Origin of the sequence: Salipaludibacillus neizhouensis (genome assembly GCF_002886185.1) — a bacterium.
Classification (GTDB): domain Bacteria; phylum Bacillota; class Bacilli; order Bacillales; family Salisediminibacteriaceae; genus Salipaludibacillus; species Salipaludibacillus neizhouensis.
On the sequence record NZ_KZ614146.1, the window covers coordinates 498,580 to 511,505 of the forward strand.

Genomic DNA, 12,926 nt, shown 5'->3' on the forward strand with positions numbered 1-12,926 from the left:
AAAGAAATTACATACAGATATCTGCATTTTCTAATCAAGCAGAAATCATTGAAATGAATGCAACGTGTGTTATAATGTAGGGGTTGCAAAAAGCTGAAGCGATAAATATGATTTTTTTTATGTTGGAGGGAAAGTATACATGACAGCTAAATGGGAAAAAAAAGAAGGTAACTCCGGAGTCTTAACTGTGGAAGTGAACAGTGAGCGCGTAGACGATGCCTTAGATCAAGCATTTAAAAAAGTATCTAAACAGGTGAATATTCCAGGATTTCGTAAAGGCCGTGTACCGCGTCCGATTTTCGAACAACGTTTTGGTGTAGAATCACTATATCAAGATGCATTGGATATTCTGTTGCCACAAGCTTATACAGAAGCAGTGGAAGAAACGGGAATTAATCCTGTGGACCAGCCTGATATTGATATTGGTGATATGGAAAAGAGTAAGCCTTTATCTTTCACAGCAACTGTAATTGTGAAACCAGAAGTGAAACTTGGTGAGTATAAAGGATTAACAGTAGAGGAAGAAGATACTACTGTTACGGATGAAGATGTGGATCAGGAAATTACACAACTTCAAGAAAAGAACGCAGATCTTGTCGCTGTAGAAGATGGAGAAGTGCAACAAGGCGATACAGTGGTAATGGATTTTGAAGGATTTGTAGACGGCGAACCTTTTGAAGGTGGAACAGCTGAAAACTATTCTTTGGAAATTGGCTCAGGTCAATTCATTCCAGGGTTTGAAGAACAGCTTACAGGTGCAAAATCCGGAGCGGATACAGAAGTAAATGTAGAGTTTCCTGAAGACTATCATTCAGAGGAACTAGCTGGTAAAAAAGCGACATTTAAGGTGAAAGTTCATGATATTAAGCGTAAAGATCTTCCTGAACTTGACGATGAATTCGCGAAAGATGTCAATGAAGAGTATGAAACGTTAGAAGACTTGAAGAAAAATACTCGCGAAAAGCTGGAAACGGCAAAACAACAAGAAGCAGACGCTAAGAAAAAGGATGTTCTTGTTGAAAAAGCAGCAGAAAATGCTGAAGTTGACATTCCTGAAGCAATGGTTAAGACAGAAGTCGACCGTATGCTCGAAGAATTCGGTCAACGTTTGCAGTCACAAGGGATGTCTTTAGACATGTATTACCAATTCTCTCAAACAGATGAAGAAGGTATGAAAGAGCAATTTAAAGAAGACGCTGAAAAGCGTGTTCGAATGAACTTGACTCTTGAAGCTATTTCTATTGAAGAAGAATTGGAAGCATCAGATGAAGATGTTGATAAAGAAATTGAGCAAATGGCTGGCATGTATCAGCGCTCTGCCGATGAAATTAAACAGATTCTTGCAATGCAGGGTGGAGTAGATACGCTTAAGAATGATTTAAAAGTTCGAAAAGCAATTGACTTCTTAGTAGATAACAGCAAAAAAGAAAAATAATTATTTAGTAGGGCAAGGCGCGAAGTAATTCGTGCCTTGCTTTATACATAACCTAATTACATAAAGCTTAAAGCGAATAACTTGACTTTTAAACCGTGACTCCCGTATTCTAGATCAGACTTAGAAGATTTGATTACCCTTTCTTTATGCTCCCGAAATAAAATGTGGTACAATTTAAGGAAAAGGTGTCAAATACAATCTTTTAAGGAAACAAAAATAAATTTAGTGATCATCGTATGAGAACGTGATTAAAAACAGATACGGCTACGTACAATGTAAAGATAGCATAATAAAATATCGAACAGACGAATTTAAGGTTTCCGTGCGAGTTTCAATTTTACTGTAAGGGGTGAAGAGAATGTTTAAATTTAATGAGGAAAAAGGGCAGTTAAAATGCTCTTTTTGTGGAAAGACACAAGATCAAGTGAGAAAGTTAGTTGCCGGACCTGGCGTGTATATATGTGATGAATGTATCGAGCTTTGTACAGAAATTGTAGAAGAGGAGCTAGGTAGCGAAGAGGAAGTGGAGATGGAAGACATTCCAAAGCCTCAGGAAATTCGTGAGATATTAAACGACTATGTCATTGGTCAGGACCAAGCGAAGAAAACTCTATCCGTAGCTGTTTACAATCATTATAAGCGTGTCAATGCGACAACGAAAAATGATGAAGTGGAACTAGCGAAAAGTAATATTTGCTTGATCGGTCCAACAGGTAGTGGTAAAACATTATTAGCTCAAACGCTAGCTAGAATTTTAAATGTTCCGTTTGCTATTGCAGATGCAACATCATTAACAGAAGCCGGGTATGTTGGTGAAGATGTGGAAAACATTCTGTTGAAGCTTATTCAAGCAGCAGATTATGATGTTGAAAAAGCAGAGCGCGGTATCATTTATATTGATGAGATCGACAAAGTGGCCCGAAAATCAGAGAATCCTTCGATTACAAGAGATGTTTCTGGTGAAGGTGTTCAACAAGCATTATTAAAAATTCTTGAGGGAACAACAGCGAGCGTACCTCCACAAGGTGGACGAAAGCATCCTCATCAAGAATTCATTCAAATTGATACAACCAACGTACTGTTTATTGTTGGGGGAGCATTTGATGGTATCGATCAAATTATTAAACGACGTTTAGGCAAAAAAGTTATTGGTTTTGGTTCCGATATAGATAAGGATGACTTGAAGGAAGACCAATATTTATCAAAGATTTTACCAGAAGATTTGCTTAAATACGGACTTATTCCAGAGTTTATTGGTCGACTTCCGGTTATTGCGAGCTTGGAACATTTAGATGAAGCTGCATTAGTAGAGATCCTAACTGCACCTAAAAATGCTCTCGTCAAACAGTATCAGAAGCTGTTGGAATTAGATGAAGTGGAGTTAGAATTTACTGAGGGTGCACTTCGTGAAGTGGCTCATCAAGCAATTGAGCGAAAGACAGGGGCTCGAGGACTAAGATCCATTATTGAGTCAATGATGCTTGATGTCATGTATGAACTTCCATCACGTGAGGATATTGCTAAATGTATCATCACAGATGAAACGGTCCGTGATCTTAAAAGACCAACGCTTCTTTCCAAAGATGGGGAAGAAATCAAAGATCAAAAAGAACCAAAGGAAAGTGCATAATACAATCAAAACCGCTTAAAGGCCTCGGCTTTTAAGCGGTTTTTTTCTGTTTAGGTGGCTCAGTTTAGTTATAAAGTTTTTAGTTTTTTACATATTGTTGTTGACTCTTGAACAGAGGTTCTCGAATCCGCTCTAGGCGGACGCTTTCCGCGGGCAACGACTTCAGCCTCTTAGGGAAAGTTCGCCCTGCAGGGGTCTTCAGTCGTTGCTAATCCGCAGGAGTCGCCGTCTTCGCTTCTTCGAGTTATTTAAGTTAACGTAGCTAGCCTTTCTACATGGTTGGTGTTTATTTACTTTTTTAAGCCTCTTATCAGAAACAATAACGGTTACCTAAACTGCTTTATAATAAATTGTTGTTTGGAAGAATCCGCGAGACTCCTGTGGAAGAATGATCCAAGCGAGACCCCGCAGAGCGTTTGTTAGCTCGAGGAGGCTCCACGGAAAGCGAGCGGTCATTCTTCCAAACAACCTTTCGTGATATCTATTGCGTCATTGCTTCTCCAATTTTTACCTCCTTCCAAAATACAGATTAACTAAACATGGTCGGGAGAGACTAAGTGAACCATGTAATATTAGGAGGATGAAGGATGGCGTTTACAACTTTAGCTTTATTAATTCAACTCTTTTTTGGGTGTGTAATTGGGTTATATTTTTGGAATTTACTACATACACAAAGAAGTAACCGTGTTTCTATTGATAAACAATCACAGAAAGAAATGGAAGAACTTCGCAAGTTACAAAAAGTAAGGCTGAATGAACCTTTATCAGAAAAAATCAGACCGTCAGTTTTTCAGGATATCGTGGGACAAGAGAATGGAATAAGGGCATTACAAGCGGCAATCTGTGGACCAAACCCACAGCATGTCATCATTTATGGACCACCAGGTATCGGTAAAACTGCGGCAGCCCGTTTAGTGCTGGAGGAAGCAAAAAGAAATCCTCATTCTCCGTTCAAACCTAACTCTGTTTTTGTAGAGTTAGACGGTGCTACTGCTCGTTTCGATGAGAGAGGAATAGCAGATCCTTTAATAGGTTCTGTTCATGACCCTATTTATCAAGGTGCCGGAGCGATGGGGCAAGCAGGTATCCCACAACCTAAACAAGGAGCTGTAACAAAAGCACACGGGGGAGTCCTATTTATTGATGAAATAGGAGAATTACATTCTATTCAAATAAATAAATTATTAAAGGTTTTAGAGGAACGAAAGGTAATACTAGATAGTGCTTATTATCATGAAGAAAACAAGCAAATCCCTGAACATATTCATCATATTTTTCAGCACGGGCTTCCGGCAGATTTCCGGTTAATTGCAGCAACAACAAGAAGACCCGAAGAAATACCTCCAGCGATACGGTCAAGGTGCGTAGAAGTCTTTTTCAGGGCACTAACTGCAAATGAAGTTGTCACTGTAGCGAAAAAAGCCGTACAACAACTGAAAATGGATATCGAAACCCCCTCTTACGAATGGATAGGAAGATTTGCCTCTAATGGGCGTGAAGCAGTAAATATGATTCAATTAGCAGCCGGGATAGCGATTAATGAAGGTAGACAAATTATTAAAGAAATTGATATTGAATGGGTCATTCAATCCAGCCAGCACAATCCGAGAATGGATGAACGAGGATCCACCTTACCAAAGGTTGGATTTGTGCGAGGACTAGCTGTTGTGGGCTCTAATGTTGGGATGGTATTAGGAATAGAGGTTACAGCTATTAATAATCCGGGAAGAGGTGCATGTATTGTAACCGGAGTGGTAGACGAAGAAAGTACTGGTGGGGAAGGAAGAACACTGACTCGGAAAAGTTCAGCAAAGAGTTCTGTAGAGAATGTTTCTACCGTACTTCGGCAAATGGGTGTAAAAGTCTCAGATTATGATATACACATTAATTTTCCAGGCGGGGTACCGATGGACGGACCATCTGCTGGTACTGCCATTATTACAGCGATATACTCAGCGATTACAAATACACCAATATCTCCAGATGTAGCTATTACCGGGGAGATAGGTATTCATGGTGACGTTAAACCTGTCGGCGGTGTTATAGCCAAAGTTGAAGCCGCAAGGGAAGCTGGCATAAAAGAAGTTCTAGTACCAAAAGAAAACATGCAAAAAATACTGGAAGAGATGAAAGGTATTCAAGTTTATCCGATGGAAAACGTAAAACAAGTTTTTGATCGAGCATTACTTGTGAAAGATAGAAAAAGAGAAGAAAGAGATGAACTGCTTCAGTCATCCTTTGCTTTGTTAGACAAAGAAGAGACAATAGGATAGAATTGTACAAGAGAATCATGTAAGAGACAAGGCGTGATCCACATACAGGATGACGTCCGTTTTTTTCTAAACTAAAAGTGAATAACAAGCTTTTGGAGTCTCTGTTTGGGGAAAGATGGAGTAGAGCCCTTTAAAAAAGATATAGCAATTTATTTAATAAATTTGGATGTAAGATGTCTTTCAAAGAGAAAATAAGCATAAAACAGAACGAGACATATGGAGGTGTCGTACATATGAGTGATAAACAACAATTAAAAAGATTAGCTTTACTGCCGTTGAGAGGACTACTTGTCTACCCTACGATGGTTTTACATTTAGATGTCGGAAGAAAGAAATCAGTACAGGCTCTCGAAAAAGCTATGGTTGAGGATCATGAAATTTTCTTGACTACTCAAAGGGAGATCTCAACTGATGAGCCGGAAGAAAAAGATATTTATACAATAGGAACACTAGCTAAAGTGAATCAAATGCTGAAGCTTCCGAATGGTACCATTCGAGTCCTTGTCGAAGGTCTTCAACGAGGCACTATCGAAAACTATATCGACAGCGAAGAGTATACAGAAGTAGAAGTAGAATTAATTGATGAACGACAGGAAGCAACAGTAGAGGAACAAGCATTAATGCGTAATGTATTGGATCAATTTGAACAATATATTAAGCTGTCTAAAAAGATATCACAGGAAACATTCGCATCTGTTGCTGATATTATTGAGCCGGGGAGATTAGCAGACATTACATCTTCCCACTTACCGCTTAAAATCGTTCAAAAGCAACAGATCCTTGAAACCTTTTCAGTAGAGGACCGTTTAAAACAAATATTAACGATTCTTAGTAACGAAAAAGAAGTGCTCGGTCTTGAAAAGAAAATAGGACAACGCGTGAAGAAGTCCATGGAAAAAACGCAAAAAGAATACTATTTGCGTGAACAAATGAAGGCCATCCAAAAAGAACTCGGCGATCGAGAAGGAAAAGAAGGCGAAATTGAAGAACTAACCGAAAAAATAACCGAAGCCTTAATGCCGGAAACAGTTGCGGAAAAGGCTTTTAAAGAACTAAAACGCTATGAAAAGATGCCGGCAAGTTCTGCAGAAAGTTCCGTCATTCGAAACTATATTGAATGGTTGACGCAAATACCATGGCACGAGGAAACAGAGGATTTACTTGATATTCACCGTTCTGAAAAGATATTGGATGAGGACCATTACGGTTTGGAAAAAGTAAAGGAACGAGTCTTGGAATATTTAGCAGTACAACAGCTTACGAATGAGTTAAAAGGACCGATTTTATGTCTAGCAGGTCCTCCGGGCGTAGGTAAAACATCGCTGGCTCGTTCGATTGCAAGATCTTTAGACCGAAACTTTGTCCGAATGTCACTGGGTGGGGTGCGGGATGAAGCGGAAATCCGCGGACATCGTCGCACGTATGTAGGGTCTATGCCGGGACGTATTATACAAGGAATGAAAAAAGCAAGCACGATTAACCCTGTTTTTCTATTAGACGAAATCGATAAAATGGCCAATGATTTCAGAGGAGATCCTTCCTCTGCACTTCTCGAAGTGTTAGACCCGGAACAAAACAACACATTTAGCGATCATTTTATTGAGGAACCATATGATCTTTCAAAAGTAATGTTTGTCACAACCGCGAACAACATTGGCGGCATCCCTGCTCCTTTACGGGACCGTATGGAAATTATCCATATTCCAGGGTATACAGAGCTTGAAAAGCTTCAAATTGCCCAAACTTATCTTTTACCGAAACAAGTAAAAGATCATGGTCTTACAAAGGGGAACTTGCAAGTTAAAGAAGAAGCTATTTTAAAAGTGGTGCGTTACTACACAAGAGAAGCCGGGGTTCGTAACTTAGAACGTCAAATGGCAACTATCTGTCGTAAAGCTGCAAAAATGATTGTTTCTAATGAACGGAAAAAAGTAATCGTAACAGAAAAAACGATTGAAAATATGCTCGGTCAACCAAAATTCAGCTATGGTAAAGCAGAATCTGAAGACCAAATTGGTGCGGCTACCGGACTTGCTTATACAACAGCCGGTGGGGATACATTATCCATAGAGGTTTCTTTATCACCAGGAAAAGGAAAGCTTACATTGACTGGAAAGCTTGGCGATGTCATGAAGGAGTCTGCGCAAGCTGCGTTTAGTTATATTCGCTCGAAGTCAGAGGAGCTGAACATAGATCCAACCTTTAATGAGCATAATGATATTCACATTCATGTACCAGAAGGAGCAACACCAAAGGATGGACCTTCAGCTGGAATTACGATGGCAACAGCGCTAATTTCCGCCTTAACAAATCGAGCAGTTCGGCGTGAAGTTGGTATGACAGGAGAAATTACCCTTCGTGGACGAGTGCTTCCAATCGGTGGATTAAAAGAAAAATCGATGAGTGCCCACAGAGCAGGTCTCACGCATATAATTATGCCGAAAGAAAACGAGAAAGATTTAGAAGACATTCCGGAAAGTGTGCGAAAGGACTTAACGTTCATTCCTGTTTCACACTTAGATGAAGTCTTAAAACACGCATTGGTAGGGAATAAAAAATGAAAATATCAAACGCAGAATTAATTATAAGTGCCGCAAAGAAGTTTCAGTTTCCAGAAGGGCCATTTCCAGAAGTGGCTCTTTCTGGACGTTCAAATGTTGGGAAATCCTCGTTTATAAACACTCTTTTGACGAGAAAAGGATTAGCCCGGACATCTCAACAACCAGGAAAAACACAGACTTTGAATTTTTACTTTATTAATCGTCGCTTTCATTTTGTAGATGTGCCCGGGTATGGCTATGCAAAGGTCTCGAAAAGTGAACGTGCAGCCTGGGGTAGAGTGATGGAAACATATATTTCAACCAGGGAGCAATTAAAAGGTGTTGTTTTGCTTATAGATGCTCGCCATAAACCGACAGAAGATGACTTGAAAATGTATGATTGGTTGAAATACCATGATTTGTCTGTATTAATCGTTGCAACAAAGGCGGACAAAATCCCGAAAGGAAAATGGGATAAACATGTGAAAATAATTAAAGAAGATTTGCAAGTAGAGGAAGAAGATACTGTAATTCTTTTTTCCTCGGAAACAAGCTATGGAAAAGATCGGGCATGGAAAGAAATTAACGCGTTACTCTATTCGGATAAAGAACGTGATTTATCGGATGAAGAAGAACCAGCAAAGGAAGAATAATATATTCAAAAGGTCGGCAGAAAAACTATTTCTGTGGGCTTTTTTTTACTAGATAAGAGTTTATATAATTGGCAGCTACCTTCACACCGCGCGTATCAAGGGAAACCCATCCTCCTTTCGAAGTAGCACCTACACGCACTACGTAGGTGCTACTCGGGGCGGTGGAAGCTGACGCTGTACTTAATAAAAGACGGCTATGCCGTTTTTCTTACTAGATAGTCTAGTTGGATGCTATTTGTTGAGAATCCTAAAAAATACTGATAACGTTAATTTCAAAGAATAAAGAAAACGAAGATGCAAATGAGGAGGAACATCATGAAAGAAATGATTCGGGTGGAAAAACTAAATAAATCCTTCGGGGAGTTACATGTGTTGAAGGACATCGACCTGACTGTGAATGAAAAAGATGTGTTATGTCTGATTGGAGCAAGCGGCTCAGGGAAAAGTACGTTGCTTCGTTGTATGAACTTCTTAGAAATCAAAGATACTGGTAAGATAATTTTTGGTGGGGACCAGATTGAACCTGATACACATAATTTAAATAAAGTACGGCAAAAGGTAGGGATGGTCTTCCAGCATTTTAACCTTTTCCCTCATAAAACTGTTTTGGAAAATGTGACAGAAGCTCCGATTATGGTTAGAAAAGTCAAAAAAGCGACAGCAGTATCTGAAGGAAAAGCCTTGTTGGATAAAGTGGGTTTAGAAGATAAATACGATGTCTATCCATCGACACTTTCCGGTGGGCAAAAACAACGTGTTGCAATAGCCAGGGCATTGGCAATGAAGCCTGATATTATGCTGTTTGATGAACCAACGTCAGCGTTAGACCCTGAACTCGTCGGTGAAGTATTAGAAACGATGAAGGACCTTGCAAAGGAAGGAATGACGATGATCATCGTTACCCATGAAATGGGCTTTGCAAAAGAGGTGGCTGATTATACGATTTATATGCATGACGGGCGTATTGTAGAGCGAGGGAATTCGAAAGAACTTTTTGATCACCCACAAGAACAAAGGACAAAAGAATTTTTAAGTAAAGTGCTATAAGAGATAGTCTCAAAAAGTATATAGATATTATTTGAGACTATCTTTATCTTTTCTTAGAGATTGTTGTTACTTTTTGAACAGATGAGCTCTAATACGCTCTAGGCTGTTGCTTTGCGTTTTGTTATCTCTTCTTGAAAAATAATAAGTAGATGCCTATTATAATTAAAATTACCGGCCAATAGGATTCATAACCCGTCATTAGGTTTTGGTAACGTGCCATCAATTGGGGCAGAAATAAAGCACTGGCTGAAATCAGCAGAAGGATAATAGCAGGTGTTATGCCATCACGTTTATTCACAAAGTATTTCATGAAAAAAGCGAATGAAATGATTAAGGTGAAATAAGGCCAATTGTAATTCCAGTAGCCGAATGTGTGGATGCCGTGGAATAAGGTACCAAGACCTAGTAGCACTATCCCCGAAAACATTTTATTATCATCCTTATTTGAGAATCCTTGCCAAGAAAGAATCATTCCAATTAAGAATAAAATAGATGGCCACTTCAGAACAATTTCTGTATAAGGTAATGAAAAAGCAAATTGTTGAGATAAATAATAAATACCGATGATGACTAAAATTAATCCTGGTAAAGCTTGTTTAGATTTCATATTATCATTCTCCTAGGTTGTTTTTTTATGAATGGTTGTTTTCAAAAGGACAGTAACAATGGAATCAGCTTCAGGCAGCTCTCTAAGCTTATTTCCCAAAACAAAGTGTAATTAACCTCTTGTTGGGAAAGATAAAAAAGTAGATAAAAAAAAGTGATCAGAATGCCTTTTAAAGTTGCTTTTGGCTAAGTTTTTATTGAATTAGACATGAAATAGTGGTAATCTAAGAACTTGTATACATATACTTTTTTCAGCATCTTTTTTAAAAGTAACCCGTGACTTTTACTGGTAATATCTAAGGTGAAAGTGTTCGTTTTTATCAACTTTCACAAAAAAGTCATATTACTTGAGCATTTACCTAAATACTTATAGATTAAAAATGTTATAATGTAATACGAGTTATCATTTAGCAAATAATGAAAAGAATAAAAATAAACGACTATATTGTCATTTAAAGAAATACCATGTAAAATGGATGTCGGTTCTAAAGTCAGGGGGGTGACGGTTTTGCACATCCTAGCAGTCAGTTTGAATTATAAATCAACGCCAGTTGAAATACGAGAAAAATTTTCTTTCCAGGATGATTTGGAAGAAGCTTTACCAAAGCTTAGAGACTCCAAAAGCATTTTAGAGTGCGTGGTTGTTTCAACCTGTAATCGCACAGAATTATACGTTGTAGCCGATCAGCTCCATACCGGCCGTTACTATACAAAGGTTTTCCTTTCGGAGTGGTTTAACATTCCTAAAGAAGAATTCAGTCATTACCTTCAAATCAGAGAAGATGAGCATGCGATTGAACATTTGTTTCGTGTAAGTTGTGGGTTGGACTCTATGATTCTTGGGGAAACACAAATTTTAGGTCAGGTCCGTTCCAGCTTTTTAGCTGCTCAAAGCCAGCAAACAACGGGTACAATTTTCAATCATTTATTTAAGCAAGCTATTACACTTGCGAAAAGGGCACATTCTGAAACAGCCATCGGGGAGAACGCCGTGTCTGTCAGTTATGCTGCAGTGGAACTTGGTAAAAAGATTTTTGGCGACTTTTCTAATAAAAAGGTCCTGATCATGGGTGCGGGTAAAATGAGTGAACTCACTGCTAAGCACTTGTCATCCAGTGGTGTAAATGATATTACAGTCATTAATAGAACAAAAGAGAAAGCCGAAGAATTAGCCACGAAGTTTTTTGGACGGGCAGGCAGTATGGATCAGCTCAAAAGTTCTCTTGAAACGACGGATATCGTAATTACCTCAACAGGATCAAAGGATTATGTCATCCGAAAAAAGGATGTACAAGAATTGATCCGCAAGCGAAATGGCCGTCCGTTATTTTTAGTGGATATTGCTGTTCCAAGAGATTTGGATCCTGACTTGGCAGATCTTGAAAATGTCTATTTATATGATATTGACGATCTGCAAGGAATCGTTGCTGCTAATTTAGAAGAACGAAAACAGGAAGCTGAAAAGATTGAATTGATGCTGGAAGAAGAGCTTGTAGAATTTAGTCAATGGCTGGATAAATTAGGGGTAGTCCCTCTTATATCGGCACTTCGTGACAAGGCTACTTCTATTCAACTTGAAACGATGCAAAGTTTAGAAAGAAAGCTAACGAGTCTTTCTGAACGTGAAAAGAAATTAATTCGAAAACATATGAAGAGTATTATCAACCAGTTACTGCGCGATCCAATAACAGCAATCAAAGAGATTCCTGATGAAGATCAGTCAGAGGAACTTCTGGCGTACATGACGAAAGTATTTGCTTTAGAGGAAAAACTTAGTGAACAAGAGAATGTTCTTGCGTGTAATATAAAGATTAACAAAGTTGAGCGAGAGTGGAATATTGAAAAGAAAAAGTCAAAATTGGCTGCGCAAAATGAAGCGGTTGTTCGCTCTATCTAGAGAGGATACATTATGTTCGGTTTAAATCTGTTATATGTCCTCACTATCGTTTTCTACAGTTTGAGTGTGCTAGGTTATTTCATTGACTTTATCCAAAACAACCAGAAGGTGAATCGTGCTGCCTTCTGGTTGCTTTCTAGTGTTTGGGTATTACAACTCTTGTTTATTTTGATGAGAATGATTAAATACGACCGATTTCCCATCATGACAATATTTGAGGGGATGTTTTTCTATGCCTTTATACTGGTTACGATTGCATTAATCATAAATCGGTTATACAAGATGGACTTCTTAGTATTTGTCGTGAATCTTGTAGGGTTCTCAATATTAACGATCAGTTTATTCGCCCCGGCAGGAGATATATCTAGCCGATTATCTGAATTGTTTATATTAGAACTCCTGATCATTCATGTAGTTGTATTACTTCTTTCCTATGGGATGTTTACGCTCTCCTTTGCGTTCTCTATGCTCTATTTTCTGCAACACCAAATGCTGAAGAGAAAGCTCTGGGGAAAACGAATGTCCCGAACAGGAAATTTATCCAATTTAGAAAGAAGGTCTTTTATATTTAACCTGGTAGGTTTTCCTCTCATGCTCATTGGTCTTATTTTAGGTGTCATCTGGGCGTGGGTAACCGTAGAGACAATTCCATGGAACGATGTGAAGGTATTAAGTTCTTTTATCGTATTATTTGTTTATGGGGTATACCTTTTTCAATATCAGGTGAAAAAGAGAAGAGGATATGAACTGGCACTACTTAACATTGCTGCATTTCTAGTGTTGTTAATCAATTACTTTTTATCCAGCTCATTTTCAGAATTTCATATTTGGTAAAATAGACGTGA

At 38.6% G+C, this 12,926-nt stretch carries 9 protein-coding genes; 8 read left to right on the top strand and 1 reads right to left on the bottom strand.

Annotated elements, in window-relative coordinates:
- Window positions 1-139: 139 nt before the first annotated feature.
- The 6 genes from tig (at window position 140) to CEF18_RS02205 (ending at window position 9,578) form a co-directional block, all read left to right on the top strand.
- Window positions 140-1,435 carry a trigger factor gene (gene tig, locus CEF18_RS02180; protein ID WP_110934963.1) on the top strand — a complete coding sequence of 432 codons (1,296 nt, stop codon included), beginning with the start codon at window positions 140-142 and terminating at the stop codon, window positions 1,433-1,435.
- 358 nt (window positions 1,436-1,793) lie between these two features.
- On the top strand, window positions 1,794-3,065 hold the full coding sequence (gene clpX, locus CEF18_RS02185) for an ATP-dependent protease ATP-binding subunit ClpX (RefSeq protein WP_110934964.1): 1,272 nt from the start codon (window positions 1,794-1,796) through the stop codon (window positions 3,063-3,065).
- A 587-nt stretch (window positions 3,066-3,652) separates the two neighbouring features.
- Window positions 3,653-5,338, top strand: coding sequence for an ATP-dependent protease LonB (gene lonB / locus CEF18_RS02190; RefSeq protein ID WP_110934965.1), 1,686 nt, complete (start codon window positions 3,653-3,655; stop codon window positions 5,336-5,338).
- A 233-nt stretch (window positions 5,339-5,571) separates the two neighbouring features.
- The gene (gene lon / locus CEF18_RS02195) at window positions 5,572-7,899 is read left to right on the top strand and encodes an endopeptidase La (RefSeq protein WP_110934966.1); all 2,328 of its coding nucleotides are present in this window, start codon (window positions 5,572-5,574) and stop codon (window positions 7,897-7,899) included.
- Window positions 7,896-8,531 carry a ribosome biogenesis GTP-binding protein YihA/YsxC gene (gene yihA, locus CEF18_RS02200; RefSeq protein WP_110934967.1) on the top strand — a complete coding sequence of 212 codons (636 nt, stop codon included), beginning with the start codon at window positions 7,896-7,898 and terminating at the stop codon, window positions 8,529-8,531. Before lon ends, yihA begins: the two co-directional genes overlap by 4 nt.
- 324 nt (window positions 8,532-8,855) lie before the next feature.
- Window positions 8,856-9,578, top strand: a complete 723-nt coding sequence (locus tag CEF18_RS02205) for an amino acid ABC transporter ATP-binding protein (RefSeq protein ID WP_110937558.1) — start codon at window positions 8,856-8,858, stop codon at window positions 9,576-9,578.
- A 121-nt stretch (window positions 9,579-9,699) separates the two neighbouring features.
- On the opposite strand, the gene CEF18_RS02210 is transcribed toward CEF18_RS02205, so the two are convergent.
- On the bottom strand, window positions 9,700-10,185 hold the full coding sequence (locus CEF18_RS02210; protein ID WP_110934968.1) for a hypothetical protein: 486 nt from the start codon (window positions 10,183-10,185) through the stop codon (window positions 9,700-9,702).
- 507 nt (window positions 10,186-10,692) lie between these two features.
- Here CEF18_RS02210 and hemA point away from each other — a divergent pair.
- Window positions 10,693-12,081, top strand: a complete 1,389-nt coding sequence (gene hemA, locus CEF18_RS02215; RefSeq protein WP_110934969.1) for a glutamyl-tRNA reductase — start codon at window positions 10,693-10,695, stop codon at window positions 12,079-12,081.
- Between the two features lie 12 nt (window positions 12,082-12,093).
- Window positions 12,094-12,915 carry a cytochrome C assembly family protein gene (locus CEF18_RS02220; protein ID WP_110934970.1) on the top strand — a complete coding sequence of 274 codons (822 nt, stop codon included), beginning with the start codon at window positions 12,094-12,096 and terminating at the stop codon, window positions 12,913-12,915.
- Window positions 12,916-12,926: the final 11 nt, after the last annotated feature.